Annotated in this window: 19 protein-coding genes; 18 read left to right on the plus strand and 1 reads right to left on the minus strand. The window is 62.0% G+C overall.

The window, feature by feature from the left end; translation table 11 throughout:
* Nucleotides 1–40: 40 nt before the first annotated feature.
* Nucleotides 41–1,333, minus strand: coding sequence for an FAD-dependent oxidoreductase (locus AC0GNR_RS00585; RefSeq protein ID WP_472899073.1), 1,293 nt, complete (start codon nucleotides 1,331–1,333; stop codon nucleotides 41–43).
* Nucleotides 1,334–1,676: 343 nt separating this feature from the next.
* Between AC0GNR_RS00585 and rpsB the strand changes: the two genes are divergently transcribed.
* From rpsB to AC0GNR_RS00675, 18 genes are all read left to right on the plus strand, one after another.
* Nucleotides 1,677–2,432, plus strand: a complete 756-nt coding sequence (gene rpsB, locus AC0GNR_RS00590) for a 30S ribosomal protein S2 (protein WP_472899074.1) — start codon at nucleotides 1,677–1,679, stop codon at nucleotides 2,430–2,432.
* A gap of 114 nt (nucleotides 2,433–2,546) precedes the next feature.
* The gene (gene tsf, locus AC0GNR_RS00595; protein ID WP_472899075.1) at nucleotides 2,547–3,464 is read left to right on the plus strand and encodes a translation elongation factor Ts; all 918 of its coding nucleotides are present in this window, start codon (nucleotides 2,547–2,549) and stop codon (nucleotides 3,462–3,464) included.
* Nucleotides 3,465–3,640: 176 nt separating this feature from the next.
* Complete coding sequence (gene pyrH / locus AC0GNR_RS00600; protein ID WP_472899076.1) at nucleotides 3,641–4,351, plus strand: UMP kinase; 711 nt, start codon at nucleotides 3,641–3,643, stop codon at nucleotides 4,349–4,351.
* Nucleotides 4,352–4,395: 44 nt separating this feature from the next.
* On the plus strand, nucleotides 4,396–4,956 hold the full coding sequence (gene frr / locus AC0GNR_RS00605; RefSeq protein WP_472899077.1) for a ribosome recycling factor: 561 nt from the start codon (nucleotides 4,396–4,398) through the stop codon (nucleotides 4,954–4,956).
* A gap of 51 nt (nucleotides 4,957–5,007) precedes the next feature.
* Entirely contained in the window at nucleotides 5,008–5,766 is a 759-nt protein-coding gene (gene uppS / locus AC0GNR_RS00610; RefSeq protein ID WP_472899078.1) for a polyprenyl diphosphate synthase, read from the plus strand.
* Nucleotides 5,759–6,592, plus strand: coding sequence for a phosphatidate cytidylyltransferase (locus AC0GNR_RS00615; RefSeq protein WP_472899079.1), 834 nt, complete (start codon nucleotides 5,759–5,761; stop codon nucleotides 6,590–6,592). The genes uppS and AC0GNR_RS00615 overlap by 8 nt, the downstream gene beginning before the upstream one ends.
* Nucleotides 6,593–6,728: 136 nt before the next feature.
* On the plus strand, nucleotides 6,729–7,913 hold the full coding sequence (gene ispC / locus AC0GNR_RS00620) for a 1-deoxy-D-xylulose-5-phosphate reductoisomerase (protein WP_472899080.1): 1,185 nt from the start codon (nucleotides 6,729–6,731) through the stop codon (nucleotides 7,911–7,913).
* 65 nt (nucleotides 7,914–7,978) lie between these two features.
* The gene (gene rseP, locus AC0GNR_RS00625) at nucleotides 7,979–9,343 is read left to right on the plus strand and encodes an RIP metalloprotease RseP (protein ID WP_472899081.1); all 1,365 of its coding nucleotides are present in this window, start codon (nucleotides 7,979–7,981) and stop codon (nucleotides 9,341–9,343) included.
* Nucleotides 9,344–9,355: 12 nt separating this feature from the next.
* A complete protein-coding gene (gene bamA / locus AC0GNR_RS00630; RefSeq protein WP_472899082.1) occupies nucleotides 9,356–11,668 on the plus strand; it encodes an outer membrane protein assembly factor BamA in 2,313 nt (770 codons plus the stop codon).
* Nucleotides 11,668–12,186: an OmpH/Skp family outer membrane protein gene (locus AC0GNR_RS00635; RefSeq protein WP_472899083.1), complete on the plus strand. Its 519-nt coding sequence runs from the start codon at nucleotides 11,668–11,670 to the stop codon at nucleotides 12,184–12,186. Before bamA ends, AC0GNR_RS00635 begins: the two co-directional genes overlap by 1 nt.
* Before the next feature lie 15 nt (nucleotides 12,187–12,201).
* Nucleotides 12,202–13,254: a UDP-3-O-(3-hydroxymyristoyl)glucosamine N-acyltransferase gene (gene lpxD / locus AC0GNR_RS00640; RefSeq protein ID WP_472899084.1), complete on the plus strand. Its 1,053-nt coding sequence runs from the start codon at nucleotides 12,202–12,204 to the stop codon at nucleotides 13,252–13,254.
* Nucleotides 13,251–13,691 (plus strand): 3-hydroxyacyl-ACP dehydratase FabZ, encoded by a 441-nt coding sequence (fabZ, locus tag AC0GNR_RS00645; protein ID WP_439115147.1) that lies wholly within the window; start codon nucleotides 13,251–13,253, stop codon nucleotides 13,689–13,691. Before lpxD ends, fabZ begins: the two co-directional genes overlap by 4 nt.
* Nucleotides 13,692–13,710: 19 nt before the next feature.
* On the plus strand, nucleotides 13,711–14,505 hold the full coding sequence (gene lpxA / locus AC0GNR_RS00650) for an acyl-ACP--UDP-N-acetylglucosamine O-acyltransferase (protein WP_472899085.1): 795 nt from the start codon (nucleotides 13,711–13,713) through the stop codon (nucleotides 14,503–14,505).
* A gap of 4 nt (nucleotides 14,506–14,509) precedes the next feature.
* Nucleotides 14,510–15,655, plus strand: coding sequence for a lipid-A-disaccharide synthase (gene lpxB, locus AC0GNR_RS00655; RefSeq protein ID WP_472899086.1), 1,146 nt, complete (start codon nucleotides 14,510–14,512; stop codon nucleotides 15,653–15,655).
* On the plus strand, nucleotides 15,627–16,307 hold the full coding sequence (gene rnhB / locus AC0GNR_RS00660; protein ID WP_472899087.1) for a ribonuclease HII: 681 nt from the start codon (nucleotides 15,627–15,629) through the stop codon (nucleotides 16,305–16,307). Before lpxB ends, rnhB begins: the two co-directional genes overlap by 29 nt.
* Nucleotides 16,304–17,086, plus strand: coding sequence for a TrmH family RNA methyltransferase (locus tag AC0GNR_RS00665; protein ID WP_472899088.1), 783 nt, complete (start codon nucleotides 16,304–16,306; stop codon nucleotides 17,084–17,086). Before rnhB ends, AC0GNR_RS00665 begins: the two co-directional genes overlap by 4 nt.
* A gap of 302 nt (nucleotides 17,087–17,388) precedes the next feature.
* Complete coding sequence (gene carA / locus AC0GNR_RS00670) at nucleotides 17,389–18,549, plus strand: glutamine-hydrolyzing carbamoyl-phosphate synthase small subunit (RefSeq protein ID WP_472899089.1); 1,161 nt, start codon at nucleotides 17,389–17,391, stop codon at nucleotides 18,547–18,549.
* A 30-nt stretch (nucleotides 18,550–18,579) separates the two neighbouring features.
* Nucleotides 18,580–18,942, plus strand: a complete 363-nt coding sequence (locus AC0GNR_RS00675) for a hypothetical protein (protein ID WP_286818424.1) — start codon at nucleotides 18,580–18,582, stop codon at nucleotides 18,940–18,942.
* Nucleotides 18,943–18,957: the final 15 nt, after the last annotated feature.

Genomic DNA, 18,957 nt, shown 5'->3' on the forward strand with positions numbered 1-18,957 from the left:
GCCAACACTCGCGCGTACCCTTTGCGGTGGGCTGGTTGCGTCAAAGCCCGAAGCGTGCGGGGCTGTAGTCCGCCCCATCTATGTCGGGCTTCGTGCCACGTATTTGGTCGGCCAAGATACGCGCGCTGCCGCAGGCCATGGACCATCCGCTGTTGCCGTGCCCCAGGTTGACCCATACGCCGGGCAGTTGGGTCGGCCCCAGCACGGGGAGTCCGTCGGGCACACAGGCTTGCGCGCCATGCCATTCTTGCGCGCTGCCGCGGGTGTCTGCCATGCGGGCGGCGCCTGGGTACCAATCGGACAGCACTTGGTAAAGGCGTTTCAATTCGCTGGCCGACTTGGCTCCAGCAGAACGCCCAAATTGTTGGCCACCACAAACCCGGACCCGTTGACCCAGTCTCGAAATGGATATCTGTTGGTGTGCATCCAGCACCGCTGACAGGGGCGCGTCCAAGGGTTCGCGAACCGCTGCACTGACCGAGTGTCCAAACACAGGCAGCATAGGCAGTCGCAGACCCAGTGGCCGCAACAGGGCAGCGCCCGCCGCGCCGGCGCACAAAACGGCTCCGTCGAAGTGCACGGTTTCGCTGTTGCCAGCCCCGGTCTGGGTCGGCGATAGGGTCAGCTTGACACCCATTGCCTGGCCGGGCTCCACAGCCACGCGGTCAAGAGTGGCTCCAAACTCAAACTCGCACCCCAGCTTTTGCGCTTCGGTCTTCAGCTGCAGCGCAAACTGGCGGCAATTGGCCGAAGCCTCTCCTGTGATCTCCAGCGCGGCATGCAGAGCGGTGCCGGCATTCAGTGCTGGCTCACGCAGGCGGGCTTCATCGGCAGAGAGCACCCGGCCTTTCCAGCCCATGTCGGCCATGACTCTCAGGGGTTCCTGTGCGTTTGCCTGGTCTTGTTCTGTGCGCCAGAGCACGAGCATGCCGTCGGTCCTGTCGTAATCCAGTTGCAAGGCGCCGGTCAAAGTTTGGAGGCGTTCGTGGCTGTAGTGGGTCAACCGAAGAACACCCTGCAGCAGCTTCGTGTGGCGCTCGGCTTTGCCGGCGCGCAGCCATTGCCAAAGCCAAGGCCATTCCTTGCCGCGCGGCCAACTGCCCAGCTGCAGGGCGCTGCCGGGGTTTGCCCAGGGCATCAGAGCGCCCAGACCGCGGCCATTTACTCCCCCAAACGCATTCCAGCCGGGCGCCAGCAGGCTGCCGCTGGCGAAACTGCTTTCTTCGGCGGCGGTGTTGCGCCGCTCAAACACGGTCACCTCGTGCCCGTCCAGCGCCAGTTCATAGGCTGTAGTGATGCCCACAATGCCCGATCCAACGACGGCGAGCTTCAAGAGGATCTCCCGCTGGCTTGGGCGCATGGCGCGGTGAAGGCTGAAATGGCGCTGTGGGTGCGCTGCGAGCAGTTGCGGGGCATGAAGGTCGCTGAAACGTCCTCCAGCGCACGGAAGCGGGCGCCGGAGTGGGTGTTGATGGGTAGTTTCCCGTGCGGCTGCTATAATCGATTGGCTGTGCGGCGGGCTGCCTCACCACGGATGTGGTCGGGGGCCTTAAAAGCAGCAAAGCCAATCGCAAACCAGCCCAACCGGGTGTTGCCTTGGAAGTGAAAGCGCACAAGCGCTGCGCAACCAGGTGATCGGGGCTGGATTTTAGTCTTAACCTCTGGAAAGAAATCTTATGTCTATCTCCATGCGCGAAATGCTGGAAGCCGGTGTCCACTTCGGTCACCAAACCCGCTTCTGGAACCCCAAGATGGCTCCGTACATCTTCGGTCACCGCAACAAAATCCACATCGTCAACCTCGAAAAGACGTTGCCGTTGTTTGAAGATGCCGCCAAGTTTGTGCGTCAGCTGACCGCCAACCGCGGCACCATCCTGATGGTGGGTACCAAGCGCCAGTCGCGCGACATCGTGGCGCAAGAAGCCCGTCGTGCTGGTGTGCCGTTTGTGGATCAGCGTTGGCTCGGCGGCATGCTGACCAACTTCAAGACGGTCAAGACCTCGATCAAGCGTCTGAAAGAGATGCAGGCTCAAAAAGAGGCCGGTCTGGACAGCATGTCCAAAAAAGAGCAGCTGACCTTCTCCCGTGAGATGGAAAAGCTGGAAAAAGACATCGGTGGCATTCAGGACATGGCTGCACTGCCCGATGCCATTTTTGTGATCGACGTTGGTTTCCACAAAATCGCCGTGCTCGAAGCCCAAAAGCTGGGTATCCCGCTGGTTGGCGTGGTGGACACCAACCACTCGCCCGTGGGCATCGACTACGTCATCCCTGGCAACGACGACTCGGCCCGTGCCGTGGCGCTCTACGCCCGTGGCATTGCTGACGCCATCCTTGAAGGTCGCAACAGCGCTGTGAATGACCTCGTGAAAACCGTGGTGGCTGAAGGCAACGACGAGTTCGTGGAAGTCAAGGAAGACGCAGCCGCCTGATTGCTGCTCTTTCGAGAAAGAGGGGCTCATGGGCCCCTTTTTCACAAGTCAACTGGATCAATTGAATGATGTGTGCCGCCTGCTGAGGCGGTGCGATCAACGGAGAACTGAAAAATGGCAATTACTGCAAGCATGGTCGCTGAACTGCGTGCCAAGACCGACGCGCCGATGATGGAGTGCAAAAAAGCGCTGACCGAAGCCGACGGCGACATGGCGAAGGCCGAAGAGTTGTTGCGTGTCAAGCTGGGCACCAAGGCTGGCAAGGCCGCTAGCCGCGTGACGGCTGAAGGTGTGGTCACCAGCTTCATCGAAGGCACCACGGGTGCCATGGTGGAAGTCAATTGCGAAACCGACTTTGTGACCAAGAACGACAGCTTCCTGGCATTGGCAAACGCTGCGGCAAAGCTGGTGGCTGAGCACAATCCTGCCGATCTGACCGCCTTGGGCGAACTGCCCTACAGCCAGGACGGTTTCGGCCCCACCCTGGAAGAAGTGCGCAAGGGCCTGATTGGCAAGATTGGCGAGAACATGAGCTTCCGCCGTTTCAAGCGCTACAGCGGTGCGGGCAAAGTGGCTGGCTACTTGCACGGCACCCGCATTGGCGTGCTGGTCGAGTTTGACGGCGAAGAAGTGCCTGCCAAAGATACGGCGATGCACATCGCCGCCATGAAGCCCGTGGCGCTGACCAGCGCAGACGTGCCTGCCGAGTACATCGAGCGCGAGCGCTCGGTGGCCACGGCCAAGGCCGACGAAGCCAACAAAGAGCTGGTGGCGGCGGGCAAGCCCGCCCAGAGCGACGAAATCGTGGCCAAGCGCATCGATGGCGCGGTACAAAAGTACCTCAAGGAAGTTTCCTTGTTCAACCAGCCTTTCGTGAAAAACGACAAGCAGACCGTTGAGCAGATGCTCAAGGCAGCCGGCACCACGGTGAAGGGTTTCACTCTGTATGTGGTGGGTGAGGGCATTGAGAAAAAAGTGGACGATTTCGCCGCTGAAGTTGCAGCCCAGGTGGCAGCAGCCAAAGGCGCCTGACTCCCGACGGGGCTTGCCCGTGCCCCTGCTGAGAAGATACAACGGGCCGCAAGGCCCGTTCTCTTGTGGGGTGCAGGCTTTCAGCCTTGGTCCACATGGCGCCAGTGCCGAACGGTGCTTGCTTCGCTACACTTATCGGCTGAACGTTTTATTTTTGCCTTCGAGAAAGTTGTTTCATGCCTGCCTATAAACGGATCCTGCTGAAGTTGTCGGGCGAAGCCCTGATGGGCGACGACGCCTTTGGTATCAACCGGGCCACCATCGTTCGCATGGTGGAAGAAATCGCTGAAGTCACCCGCCTCGGTGTTCAGGTGGCCATCGTGATCGGTGGCGGCAACATTTTTCGTGGTGTGGCGGGCGGCTCGGTCGGTATGGACCGTGCCACGGCCGATTACATGGGCATGTTGGCCACGGTGATGAACTCTCTGGCCTTGGCCGACACCATGGACAAAGCGGGTCTGGTGGCGCGTGTGATGTCCGCCATTTCTATTGAACAGGTGGTGGAGCCTTATGTCCGCCCCAAGGCCTTGCAGTATCTGGAAGAAGGCAAGGTTGTGGTGTTTGCGGCAGGGACCGGCAACCCGTTTTTCACCACCGACACGGCTGCCGCCCTGCGCGGTGCCGAAATTGGTGCGGAAATTGTGCTGAAGGCCACCAAGGTGGACGGTGTTTACAGCGCCGATCCCAACAAAGACCCGCTGGCGACACGCTACGCCAGCCTTTCTTTTGACGAAGCCATGTCCAAAAACTTGCAGGTGATGGACGCCACAGCGTTCGCGCTGTGCCGCGACCAGAAGCTGCCCGTGAAAGTGTTCTCGATCTTCAAGCCGGGCGCTTTGCGCAATGTGGTGCTGGGTGGGGACGAAGGCACGCTGGTTCACGTTTGATGCCCTGCAGGCATCGCCAATTCAAGACGCAGTGAGGAGTATTCATGAGTACCGCCGAAATTCGCCAGACCGCTGAGCACAAGATGCAGCAGTCGCTGGAAGCGCTGAAAAACAGCCTGTCCAGAGTCCGTACCGGACGACCCAACCCGCAGCTGCTCGACACGGTGCACGTCGACTACTACGGTTCCATGTTGCCGCTGTCCCAGGTGGCCAACTTGTCGCTGTTGGACGCGCGCACCATTGGCGTGGCCCCGTGGGAGAAGAGCATGGGCGCGAAGATTGAAAAGGCGATTCGGGAGTCTGACCTGGGTCTGAACCCCTCCAGCCAGGGAGACATGATTCGCGTACCTATGCCGCCCATGACCGAAGAGCGCCGCAAGGAATTGACCAAGGTGGTGCGTACCGACGGCGAAGCGGCCAAGATCGCCATTCGCAATTTGCGCCGCGACGCGAACGAGTCGGTCAAGAAGCTGGTCAAAGACAAGCTCGCATCGGAAGACGACGAGCGCCGTTCGCAGGACGATGTGCAGAAGCTCACCGACCGCATGATCAACGAGGTCGACCGGTTGGTGGCCGCCAAAGAGCAGGACATCATGGAGGTCTGAGACCCCCGGTTTTTTCCATCAACACCCGCACGTCGACCACACCATCCCTTCATGGCTGAACCCTTTTTGCCTCTTTGCCCGCCGCCCACCGGGATGCCGCACCATGTGGCGGTGGTCATGGACGGCAATGGGCGGTGGGCGCAAAAACGTTGGCTGCCCCGTGCCGCAGGCCACAAGCATGGCGTGGAGGCTTTGCGCAAGACGGTGCAGGCGTGTATCGAGCGCGGCATTCCCGTGCTGACGGTGTTCGCGTTTTCGTCGGAAAACTGGAAGCGACCTGCGGAAGAGGTGACCGGCCTGATGGAGCTGTTGGTCATGGCGCTCTCGCGCGAGGTACCCAGCTTGAAGAAGCACGGTGTCCGGCTGTATTTTCCCGGCGACCGCAGCCAGCTTTCCGTGCGTGTCGTGCAAGGTCTGGAAGCGGCCGAGGCTGACACGGCGGACAACAACCGTCTGGCGCTCAATGTGTGTTTCAACTACGGTGGCCGCTGGGACGTGGTGCAGGCTGCCCGCCGGCTGGCCCAAGCCGGGCGCGAAATTACCGAGCAGAGCATGTCTGAGGTCACTGCGCTGTCCCATGTGGGCGATCCTGACCTGTTGATCCGCACCGGGGGTGAGTTGCGCATCAGCAACTTCCTCCTCTGGCAGTCTGCGTACACCGAGCTGTATTTCACCGACTGCCTTTGGCCCGAATTTGATGCAGCCGAGCTGGACAAGGCATTGACCGATTTCGCAGGCCGCCAGCGCCGCTTTGGGCAGACGGCCGAACAAAGCGCCGCGGTGGCAGCACCGGAGCAGCGGCATGCTTAAGCAGCGCGTCATCACCGCGCTGCTGCTCCTGGCGGTCTTGCTGCCCGCTTTGTTTTATGACGCCATTGAGCCTTTTGCCCTGTTGGCTTTGCTGATGATCGTGGCCGCCGGCTGGGAATGGGCCCGGCTGAACGGTTGCCGCTCTGCCAAGGCTGTGTCGCTGGGGGTTGGATTGGGTCTCGCGCTGGCCGCTTTTTGGGTTGCCGGCGGGCTGGCCGTGTCGTGGCGCCCGTTGTGGTTGGCGGTAGGTGGGCTCTGGACCGTGCTGGCGTTGGTCATGCTGAGGCGTGGTGTGCCCGGCTGGGGGCGCTGGCCTGTTGCGCTGAGGCTCTGGATTGGTCTTTTCCTGCTGGCCTGTGCTTGGCTTGCGCTGGTGCAGGCGCGCCTGATCGGGCTCGAATTTTTGCTCTCCGTGCTCGTGCTGGTCTGGATGGCCGACATTGCCGCCTACTTCGGCGGCAAAGCGATGGGACGTCGCAAACTGGCGCCCACCATCAGCCCCGGCAAAAGCTGGGAGGGTGCGGTGAGCGGTGTGCTCGGTGTGTTTTTGCTGGCAGCTGGCTGGCTCTACGCCGATGCCCAGGGGCTGGGTGATAGCGGCAGTCTGTACGCGCTGCTCTGGGCCAATGGCACCTGGCTGGCGGCGCTCGCCTTGTTGTTTTTGGTGGCCATGGGTGTGGTGGGCGATCTGGTGGAGTCTTTGGTCAAGCGCAGTGCGGGGGTTAAAGACTCCAGTCAACTGCTGCCCGGCCATGGGGGCGTGCTGGACCGTGTGGATGCCTTGTTGCCCGTGTTGCCGCTGGCCATGATGCTGGCAACGCTCTGAGCGGCTGAGCGTCCTTCGCTCATGCCCGCTCGCCATTTCCAGACCCACTTGCTCGGCCTTGCCAATGCGCGCCTTGACCAGGTGTGCTTGGAGGCGTTGCTCAGGCCCGCCCGAAAATTTTTCTACCTCTGATGCCATGACCACCATGCAATTTGTCACCATTTTGGGCTCAACCGGTTCGATAGGAACCAGCACGCTCGACGTGCTGGCTCGCCACCCGGAACGCTACAAGGTGTTTGCGCTGACGGCGGCCACGCAGGTGGAGCTCTTGCTGGCGCAATGCCAGCAGTTTTCGCCCCGATTCGCTGTGATGACCAGCGCCGACCATGCCCAGCAACTTGAGCGCCGCGTGCGCGAGCTCGGCCTGGCCGTTGAGGTTTTGGCTGGGCCACAGGCGTTGTGCGACGTCAGCACCGATGCGGCGGTGGATGCCGTGATGGGTGCGATCGTGGGTGCTGCGGGCCTGGCGCCCTGCCTGGCTGCGGCCCGCGCGGGCAAAAAGCTGATGCTGGCCAACAAGGAGGCGCTGGTGGTGGGCGGCGATCTGTTCATGGACGCTGTTCGCACCGGCGGCGCCACCCTGCTGCCCATTGACAGCGAGCATTCGGCCATTTTCCAGTCGTTGCCGGAAGACCCGACGGCATGGGCTCGCCGTGTGCAGAAGATTGTGCTGACGGCCTCGGGCGGGCCGTTTCGCACACGCGATCCAGCCACGCTGGCCGCGGTGACCCCCGCGGAAGCCTGCGCCCACCCGAACTGGGTCATGGGCCGCAAAATTTCCGTGGACTCCGCGACCATGATGAACAAGGCGCTGGAGGTGATCGAGGCGCGTTACCTGTTCGGCCTGGCACCCGCACAAATTGAGGTGGTGATCCATCCGCAAAGCGTGATCCATTCGATGGTGCAGTACACCGATTCGTCCGTGGTCGCGCAACTGGGCACACCCGACATGCGCGTGCCCATTGCTTACGGGCTTTCATGGCCGGAACGCATGGCCTCGGGTGCGGCCTCCTTGGATTTTTCCAATCTGGCTGCGCTGACCTTCGAAAAACCCGATAAGGAGCGCTTCCCGGGTCTTCAACTCGCCTGGGATGCCTTGGCCGGGCCCACAGGCACCACGGCGGTGCTGAACGCAGCCAATGAAGTCGCGGTGGCGGCTTTTCTTGATGGTCGTTTGCGTTTCGACCAGATCCACACGGTTAACCATGCAACTTTGCAGGCCGTGGTGCCCTCCAAACCGCAGTCGCTGGACGACTTGCTGGCCATTGATGCCGAGGCCCGGTCGAGGGCCGGCTTGATGGTGCAGCAGCTTCCCGCTTGATTCGACGCAGGGCTTAACCCCACTGCGCTCGGTCTGTTCCCCGTTCATCTGGTCATTGAGGTCTCATGCTCACTCTGGTCGCTTTTGTTCTCGCCTTGGGTTTGCTGATCGCTGTTCACGAGTATGGCCATTACCGCGTGGCGGTGGCCTGCGGCGTCAAGGTCTTGCGCTTCTCCATCGGCTTTGGAAAGCCCTTGTTGACCTGGCGCCGCAAAGGCAGCCCCACCGAGTTTGTGTTGTGCGCGTTGCCCTTGGGCGGCTATGTGCGCATGCTGGACGAGCGCGAAGCCCCGGTGGACCCGGCTGAAAAGCACCTCGCGTTCAACACCCAGCCGCTGCGCTCCCGGGCGGCCATTGTGGCCGCTGGTCCGGCGGCTAATCTCTTGCTGGCGGTCGCTCTATACGCACTGGTGAACTGGACGGGTGTTGAAGAGCCCAAACCAGTGTTGGCCAGCCCCGCAGCGTCTTCTCTGGCCGAGCGCGCAGGCTTGGTGGGCGGCGAGTGGGTGTCGCAAGCGGCTGCGGCAGACGCCGAGCCCACGCCGGTTGCTTCTTTTGAAGACTTGCGCTGGCGCCTGACGCAGGCCGCACTGTCGGGTGACAACATGACCCTGTGGGTGGCGGGCGAAGAGGGCGGTAGCGCCCGGCCCGTGACCCTGGCGCTGAGCGAGATGGATGTGCGTGAAGCCGATGCGAGTCTGTTCCAGCGCATTGGCATCCTCGGGCCGTGGACCGCCCCCGTGGTGGGCGACGTGATGGAGGGGGGGGCCGCTGCCGCCGCCGGGTTGCGATCGGGCGATGTTGTTCAAAGCGTTGATGGCCTGCCCGTCAGTGATGGTCAGCGCTTGCGCGGCCTCATCCGTGCGGCTGTAGGCCCTGCGGGCCAAGGCATTGAGCAGCAGTGGGTGGTGGATCGCAACGGCCAGCGTCAGGCGTTGTTGGTGAAACCCGTTCCCGAGCAACAGGCGGGCGCCTGGGTTGGGCGGGTGGGTGCGTACATCGGTGCAGCGCCCGCCATGACCACCGTGCGGTTTGGCGTGCTGGACGGGTTCACCCAGGGCGTGGTTCGCACGGCCGAGGTGTCATGGCTCACGCTCAAAATGATGGGGCGCATGGTGATTGGCGAAGCGTCGATCAAAAACCTCAGCGGTCCGTTGACGATTGCCGACTACGCGGGCAAATCGGCCAGCCTTGGTATCACTTCTTACCTGCTGTTTCTCGCGCTGATCAGCGTCAGTCTGGGGGTGCTCAACCTGCTGCCGCTACCGGTCTTGGACGGTGGACACCTGATGTATTATCTTTGGGAAGGTCTCACTGGCCGCAGCGTGTCCGACGTCTGGATGGAGCGGCTGCAGCGCGGGGGTGTCGTGATCCTGATGGCGATGATGGCCATTGCCTTGTTCAATGATGTGGCCCGTTTGGCTGGCTGAACTCTTCTTTTCATGAAAAATAAAATTTTCGGTCTGCGTGGCCTGACGCTCTCAGCGCTCGCGGCTTCGTTGTTGACGGCCTTGCCCGCTTGGGCCGTTGAGCCTTTCACGTTGCGCGACATCCGTGTGGAGGGGTTGCAGCGCGTGGAGCCTGGCACCGTGTTCGCTTCGCTGCCGTTTCGCATTGGTGAGCAGTACAACGACGACAAGGGTTCCACGGCGATCCGCTCGCTCTTCGGCCTCGGTTTGTTCAGCGACGTGCGGCTGCAGGTCAACGGCGACGTGTTGGTGGTGATCGTCGAAGAGCGCCCGACCGTGGCCGACGTGAGTTTCACCGGCATCAAAGAGTTTGATGCCGAGGTGCTGAAGAAAGCGCTGCGCGACGTCGGCCTGACCGAAGGGCGCCCATTTGACAAGGCATTGGCCGACCGCGCAGAGCAAGAACTCAAGCGGCAGTACATCAACCGCAGCATGTACGCCGCGCAGGTGGTCACCACCGTGACGCCGGGTGAGCGCAACCGCATCAACCTCAATTTCAACGTGATCGAAGGCGACGTGGCCAAGATCAAGGACATACGCATTGTGGGCAGCCAGGCGTTTCCAGAGTCCATGCTGCGTGGCCTGTTTGACCTGGATACCGGTGGCTGGTTGAGCTGGTACACCAAGTCCGACCGCTACTCGCGTGCCAAGCTCAACGCCGACTTGGAAAACCTGCGCTCTTATTACCTCACCCGCGGTTTTCTGGAATTCCGGATCGATTCCACCCAGGTAGCCATTGCGCCTGGCAAGGACGATATGGCCATCACCATCAACATCACAGAGGGCAACCGGTACGTGGTGTCTTCGGTGGAGCTGGAAGGTGAATACCTGGGCAAGGAAAACGAGTTCAAGACCCTGGTGAGACTGCGCGCGGGTGAGCCCTACAACGTGGAAGACGTGTCGCGCACGGTGAAAGCGTTCACCGATTATTTTGGTGCTTTTGGCTATGCTTTTGCCCAAGTGGAAGCCACGCCCGAGATTGACCGCGTCAACAACCGCGTGGCGTTTGTCTTGCGCGCACAGCCCGCGCGGCGTGTGTACGTGCGGCGCATCAACGTAGAAGGCAACAACCGCACCCGGGACGAAGTGATTCGTCGGGAGTTTCGCCAGCTGGAATCGGCTTGGTACGACAGCGACCGCATCCGCCTGTCGCGTGACCGGGTGGACCGCCTGGGCTACTTTACCGAAGTCGGCATCGACACGCAGCAGGTACCGGGTGTCCCTGATCAGGTGGACCTGACCATCTCGGTGGTTGAGAAGCCCACGGGTAACCTGACACTGGGTGCTGGTTATTCCCAGGCGGACAAGCTCTCCTTGGTGGCCGGTATCAAACAGGAAAACGTGTTTGGCACTGGTAACTACCTGGGCCTGGACCTGAACACCAGCGAGTTCAATCGCCAGTTCGTGCTGAGCACCACCAACCCGTATTTCACGCCCGACGGCATTTCACGCACCTTTGACCTGTACTACAAAACCACAACGCCGTACACCGAGCAGGGCGGTGACTACCGCCTCGTCACGCCCGGCGTGAGCGTGCGTTTTGGTGTGCCGTTCACCGAACAGGACACGGTGTTTTTTGGCGTAGGTGCCGAGCAGACGCGCATTGAGTCCGGTACCGGACTGCCAGAGGCCTACCAGGATTACGCCAATACATTCGGCTCAAGCAGTACGTCGGTGCCGCTGACCATCGGCTGGGCGCGTGACGGCCGAGACAGTGCCCTGGTACCCAGCGAAGGTCGGTTGCAGCGCCTGAACACCGAGCTGGGTGTGGCGGGTGATACCCGTTACATCAAGGCCAGTTACCAGTTTCAACAATACATTCCGCTGAGCAAGCAGTACACGCTGGCCTTCAACACCGAACTGGGCTATGGCAAGGGCCTGGGCGGTCGCGACTACCCGGTGTTCAAGAACTTCTTTGGTGGCGGCCTGGGTTCGGTGCGGGGCTTCGAGCAGGGCACGCTGGGTCCGACTTCCAAGATAATCGATTCGGATGAGCTGGTGAATATTGGTGGCAACCGCAATGTGGTGCTCAACGCCGAGTTCATTACGCCGTTCCCCGGGGCTGGCAACGACCGCACCCTGCGCCTGTTTGGCTTCATGGACGTGGGCAATGTGTATGGCCCTGGCGAAAAATTGTCGGCCTCCGACTTGCGGGCGTCCGTTGGCGTGGGTCTGAGCTGGATCTCGCCCATCGGTCCCCTGCGCTTCGCTTATGCGAGCCCTATTCGCAAGCAGCCACAAGATAAAATTCAAAAATTCCAGTTTCAAATCGGAACCTCCTTTTAATGAAGACCCTTTCTCGCATGTTCAACCGCCACGTCCTCCTCGCAGCCGCTTTTGGTCTGGCCACCGCGGCCGCTATGGCCCAGGATTTCAGGGTCGGTTTCGTGAACACCGACCGTATTTTTCGCGAAGCCAATTTGGCGAAAGCGGCGCAAACCAAGCTGGAACAAGAGTTCTCGCGCCGGGAGAAAGAAATCCAGACGCTGGCATCTCAGCTCAAGAGCGCTTCGGAAAAGTTTGAGCGGGAGGCACCGACGCTGGCTGAAGCCCAGCGCGTGATCCGCCAGCGCCAGTTGGTGGAACAAGACCGCGACTTCCAGCGCAAGCAGCGCGAGTTTCAGGAAGACCTGAACCTGCGCAAAAACGAAGAACTGCAAGGCGTTCTGGAGCGTGCCAACCGCGTGATCAAGCAAGTGGCCGAGGCCGAAAAATACGACCTGGTGATCCAGGAAGCGGTCTACATCAACCCCAAGCACGACATCACCGACAAGGTGCTGAGCGGCTTGAACGGCGCCAAGTAAAGAGCGGGGCTGGGCGTGTCCAGGCCATTGGGCGCCATTGTTGATGCCCTGGGCGGCACGCTGCATGGCCCACGCGACGCGGTGGTTGACCGGCTGGCGCCGCTCGCCACCGCGAGACCCACCGACCTGGCCTTCATTGCCCAGGCCCGCTACGCCAGCCAGTTGCAAACCACGCAGGCTGGGGCATTAATCGTGGCTGCCGACTTGCAGGACGCCGCCTTGCAGCGCGGCGCTTGCATCGTCACCGAAAACCCTTACCTGTATTTTGCCCGCCTCACCCAGTGGTGGCGCAGCGAACACGACGAGCGCGCGACGCCGGTGATCGACCCCTTGGCCAGCTTGCACCCCACGGCGCAGGTGGCCGACGGCGTGGACATAGGTCCTTTCGCGGTGGTGGCTGCTGGTGCGCGTATCGCCCGCGGTGCGCGCATTGGTGCCCATACGGTGGTGGCTGCTGGCGCTTCGATTGGTACCGATTCGCGCCTGTACCCGCGGGTCAGCGTGGGCGAACGGTGCGTGGTGGGCGCACGTTGTGTGTTGCATCCTGGCGTGGTGATCGGTGCCGACGGCTTTGGTTTTGCCCAGCATCAGGGCGAGTGGATCAAGATCGAACAGCTGGGTGCCGTGCGCATTGGAGACGATGTGGAGATCGGCGCCAACACGTGCATTGACCGCGGTGCGCTCGACGATACGGTGATCGAAAACGGTGTGAAGCTGGACAACCTGATTCAGATTGGACACAACGTACACATCGGTGCCCACACCGCCATGGCTGGCAATGCGGGCGTGGCCGGCAGCGCCACCATCGGCGCGCACTGCACCGTGGGCGGCGGTGCGGTGGTGCTGGGTCACCTGTCGCTGGTCGACGGCGTGCACGTGTCGGCTGCATCGGTGGTGACACGCTCAATCAACAAGCCTGGCCATTACACCGGCATGTTTCCCATCGACGACAATGCGGCCTGGGAAAAAAACGCCGCCTCACTCAAACAACTCAACCGCCTGCGCGAACGTCTCAAAGCCGTCGAGCAGGCTCTTGCACAAGCACAGAAAAGCACACCCACACCATGATGGACATTCACCAGATTCTCAAGCAACTGCCGCACCGCTACCCGTTTATCCTGGTGGACCGTGTGCTTGAACTCGACAAGGGTAAAAGCATCAAGGCCTTGAAGAATGTCACCATCAACGAGCCGTTTTTTGGTGGACATTTCCCGCACCGTCCGGTGATGCCTGGCGTGCTGATGCTGGAAGCCATGGCGCAAGCCGCTGCGCTGCTGGCCTTTGACACCGTGGGTGTGACGCCCGACGACAAGACGGTGTATTACTTTGCTGGCATCGATGGTGCGCGTTTCAAGCGTCCGGTCGAGCCAGGCGACCAGCTGGTCATGGACGTGACGCTGGACCGCATGAAAGCCGGCATCTTCAAGTTCAAAGGCATCACCCGCGTGGGCGCCGATGTGGCTTGCGAAGCCGAGCTGATGTGCACCATGCGCACCATCGCCTGAACCCGCGGATCAGCTGTTTATGGGAACGATTCACGCCACCGCCCTGGTGGACCCGGCCGCCGAACTGGACACGTCGGTGTCGGTGGGGCCGTACACGGTCATTGGCCCGCACGTGAAGGTGGGTGCGGGCACGACCATCGGCGCGCACTGCGTGATCGAGGGCCACACCACCATCGGGCGGGACAACCGCATTTTCCAGTTCAACTCGCTGGGCGCGATACCGCAAGACAAAAAGTACGCGGGTGAACCCTGTGAGCTGGTCATTGGCGACCGCAACACCATTCGCGAGTTTTGCACCTTCAACATTGGCTCGCCGAGCGACCGGGCGCTCACCCAGGTAGGCAACGACAACTGGATCATGGCTTACGTGCACTTGGCGCACGATTGCGTCGTGGGCAACCACACCATCTTTGCCAACAACTCACAGCTGGCCGGGCACGTGGTGGTGGACGACTGGGTGATTCTGGGCGGTTTCACGGTGGTGCATCAGTTTGTGCGTGTGGGTGCCCATGCCATGACCGCCATGTGTTCATTGCTGTTTGCCGACCTGCCGCCGTTTGTGATGTGCCAAGGCCAGCCCGCTCAGGCCCGTTCGATGAACTTTGAAGGTTTGCGCCGCCGCGGTTTTTCGCCCGAGCGCATTTCGGCCGTGAAAGCCATGCACAAGGCGCTGTACCGCGACGACCTCACGCTGGCGCTGGCGATGGAACGCATCGCAGGCCTGACCGACAAGAGCCCCGAGGCAGCCCCCGACGTGGCCATGATGCTCGACTTCTTGGGCCAGGTGGCTCCCCAGCGCGGCATTGTTCGTTGAACCCATGACACAACCCAGGCGTTTTGCGCTGGTCGCCGGCGAAACGTCTGGCGATCTGCTGGCGGGCTTGTTGCTCAATGGCTTGCGCCAGCGATGGCCCGATCTGCAGGCCGCAGGCATTGGCGGGTCGCGCATGATCGAGCAAGGCTTTGATGCGTGGTGGCCCAGTGAAAAACTCGCCGTGCGTGGTTACGTGGAGGTGCTGCGGCACTACCGCGAAATTGTTGGCATCCGCGAGCAGTTGAAGCAGCGCCTGCTGGGCGCCGACCGTCCCGATGTGTTCATCGGTGTCGATGCACCCGATTTCAACCTGGACCTGGAAGCAGCGCTCAAGGCCCGCGGCATTCTCACGGTGCATTTCGTGTGCCCGTCCGTCTGGGCCTGGCGGCCCGAGCGCATTGAAAAGATTCGCCGCAGCGCCGACCACGTGCTCTGCATTTTCCCTTTTGAACCCGAGTTGCTGGCGCGCCACGGCATAGACGCGACGTACGTGGGGCACCCGCTGGCCGATGTGATTCCCATGGCGCCCGATCGGGCGGCGGCGCGCACTGCGCTCGGCCTGTCCGATGAAGACACCGTGGTGGCCATTCTTCCGGGCAGCCGCGCTTCCGAAGTTCAGTACCTGGTACAGGTGTTTTTTGCAGCGGCGGCCCAGATGCTTCGCCAGCGCCCCACGTTGCGGTTTGTGGTGCCAGCGGTGCCAGCCTTGCGCGAAAAAATTGAGGCGGCAGCGCGTTTGGCCGGGCTGGGGGCGCACCTTAGCGTGGTGCCTGGGCAGTCGCACACGGTGCTGGCGGCTAGTGATGTGACGCTGATTGCCAGTGGCACGGCCACGCTGGAAGCGGCGCTCTTCAAGCGCCCCATGGTGATTGCTTACAACATGAACTGGTTGAGCTGGCAAATCATGCGGCGCAAGCAGCTGCAGCCCTGGGTGGGCTTGCCCAATATCTTGTGCAACGACTTCGTGGTGCCTGAGTTCCTGCAGGACGCAGCCACGCCACAGGCGTTGGCGCAGGCGGTGCTGGCCTGGCTGGATGAGCCTGAGAGAATAGCGGCCTTGCAGCAGCGCTTTACCGCGCTTCACCAAACCCTGCGCCAAAACACTGCCCGACGGGCCACCGATGCGATCGAAAAAGTTCTTGAGGGCTGAGCAAGCCCCCCTGGCGTGGGATGTCCCGGGCTTGCTGGCTGGCGTAGATGAAGCTGGGCGGGGGCCACTGGCCGGCCCGGTGGTGGCCGCGGCGGTGATCCTCGACGACCTGGCGCCGATCAAAGGGCTGGCCGATTCCAAAAAGCTCACGCCGGCGCGGCGCGAACGGCTGTACGACGAAATCCGGGCCAAGGCCTTGTGCTGCAGCATTGCCCAGGCCTCGGTAGAAGAAATCGACCGCCTCAACATCTTGCAGGCCACCATGCTGGCCATGCAGCGCGCAGTGCAGGGCCTACGGCTGAAACCCCACAAGGTGCTGGTGGACGGCAACCGTCTGCCTGCTTTTGACATGCTGGCCGAGGCTATTGTGTCGGGTGACGCGCTGGTGCCTGCCATTTCAGCCGCGTCCATTCTCGCCAAAGTCACGCGCGACCGCCTGCTGGTCGAGCTGCACCAGCAGCATCCCGTCTATGGCTTTGACCGCCACAAAGGCTATGGCACGGCGCAACACATGCAAGCCTTGCAGGCCCACGGCGCGCTGGACATTCACCGCCGCTCTTTTGCACCTGTCGCGCGTGCGCTGGCCGCAGCCCGCCAGGCAGCGCCGGCGGTGGGCGAGACAACGGTGCCCGCAGAGCCCCCAAACCCATGAACACACCCAGCCCCATCACCTCCCGCGACAACCCGTTGCTCAAGCGTTTGCGTTTGCTGGCGCACGACTCCACGGCCTACCGCAAGCAGGGCCAGGTCTGGCTCGAAGGCGACCACCTGTGCCGCGCGCTGCTGGCGCGTGGGCAGCGCCCCGAGCTCGCGGTGTTCACCGAGGCATTTTGGTTGCAAGCCCCGCACGATCTGCGGGACGCAGCCGACAAAATTGTGACCATTCCAGCTGCTCTGATGGCCGGCATCAGTGCGCTGGAATCACCTGCGGGCGTGGGCTTTGTGTGGAATTTGCCAGCCAATGCGGGTCTGCTGCCAGGTGAGTCTGCCGTGGTGCTGGACCGTTTGCAGGACGCGGGCAACGTGGGATCCATCTTGCGCAGTGCCGCTGCGTTTGGCTTTCGGCAGGTGCTGGCTTTGAAGGGTACCGCCGCACTCTGGTCGCCCAAGGTGTTGCGTGCGGGCATGGGCGCGCACTTTGCCCTGGACCTGGTGGAAGGCCTGTCGGTCGCCGACCTCGCCGGTCTGGCTGTGCCATTGGTGGGCACCAGTTCGCACCAGGGCGACTGGCTGCACCAGGCCCGGCTGCCTTGGCCTTGTGGCTGGGTGTTGGGCCATGAAGGGCAGGGCGTCAGTGCGGAGCTGGCTGCCATGGCCAGCCAGTCGGTGCGTATCGCGCAGCCGGGTGGCGAAGAGTCGCTCAACGTGGCCGCCGCCGCTGCCATTTGCTTGCACGCCAGTGCGGTATCTTGCGCCGAGGCTGTAGGTTGATGTTGCTCGTGGGTTGCAGCGGCACAGACCGAAGTGCAAAACGCACCGAAACGGGGCCGATCGGCTAAAAATGACCGGAACGGCTCCTGTTCCCGGTAAGGCGGTCAAGCCCTTGCGGCTATAATCCCGGGGTTTACCCGCAAACGGCGCAGCCCCGCGTCCGCCCGGGCTTCCTGCCCAGGTTCACCGTCCCGTTCGATGCGTTTTGGCTTGCCTGAAACGCGGCGAAATGGCGCGATTCCTCCCCCGGTTGCGCGCCTTGAAAGGCGCGAGTGAGCCTCAAAAATCATTTGGAGAAAACCGTGCTTCCCGTCCACCCGAAAGCCCTTCTCGCGCTCGCCGACGGCACGGTCTTTACAGGCATTTCCATTGGCGCAACTGGTCAGACCACGGGCGAGGTGGTGTTCAACACCTCACTCACCGGCTACCAGGAAATCCTCACCGATCCCAGCTACTGCCAGCAGATCGTCACGCTCACGTACCCGCACATCGGCAACACCGGTGTCAACCGTGAAGACGTGGAGGCCAACCGCGTCCATGCAGCTGGCCTGATCATCAAAGACCTGCCCCTGCTGGCATCCAACTTCCGCAGCGTTGAGACCCTGTCCCAGTACCTGGAGCGTGAGGGCACCGTGGCCATCGCCGAACTGGACACCCGCGCCCTGACGCGCCGCTTGCGCACCCATGGCGCGCAAAACGGCTGCATCGTCGCTTTGCCGGCTGGTGTGGCCCTGACCGATGCCCACCGTGAGCAGGCCGTGGCAGCAGCCCGGGCTGCCTCCAGCATGGCCGGCAAAGACCTCGCCAAGGTGGTCTCAGTCACCGAGCCCTACGCCTGGACGCAGACCGAATGGCAGCTGGGCTTTGGCTATGGTGAACAAATCGCGCCGAAATTCCACGTCGTCGCCTACGACTTCGGCGTCAAGCACAACATCTTGCGCATGTTGGCCCAGCGCGGTTGCAAGATCACGGTGGTGCCCGCACAGACGCCTGCCGCCGACGTGTTCAAGCTCAAGCCCAATGGTGTTTTTCTGTCCAACGGCCCGGGCGACCCGGAGCCGTGCGACTACGCCATTGCCGCCGCGCGCGAGATCATTGAAAGCGGTGTGCCCACCTTTGGCATCTGCCTGGGTCACCAGATCATGGCTCTGGCCAGTGGCGCCAAAACCTTCAAAATGAAGTTTGGCCACCATGGCGCCAACCACCCGGTGAAAGACCTGGACAGTGGCCGCGTCAGCATCACCAGCCAAAACCACGGTTTTGCGGTGGACGAGAAGAACCTGCCCTCCAACCTGCGCGCCACCCACGTGAGCCTGTTTGACGGCACCTTGCAGGGCTTGGCCCGTACCGACAAACCGGCTTTTTGCTTCCAGGGCCACCCCGAAGCATCGCCCGGCCCACACGATATCGGTTACCTGTTCGACCGTTTCATCGGTTTGATGCAGGCACCCACCGCGGCCTGATGCCGCTCACCACTTTTTGACAGGCTGTTCATGAAGCTCTTCAGTTTTCCGGTCTTTGCTGTTGAGAAGGCGATTGCCAAACGCATGCTGACGCTGGAGACGCCGCACAAAGAGTGGTTTGCCCAGCGCTGGGCTCAAAAGCCTTACCGCAAAGCCTTTGTCGAAAACAAGGCCATGCCGCTGGTGACGATGCTGGCCAAAGGAAAAAGCTGGGACGACGCCACCTTCAACGAAGAGCTCAGCGCCTGGGATGCGTTGTTTTACCCCGCCGAAGTGGAAGTCTTGCGACCCATGATCGAAGGCGACGGCCTGCTGCAGCTGATGCAGAAAAACGTCCCAGCCGAGCGCATACAGGCGCTGCTGACCCAACTGGAAACCCAGCGGCAGGCCTGACCGGTCTGCGCGCAA

This window comes from Hydrogenophaga sp. LT287 (assembly GCF_055702805.1).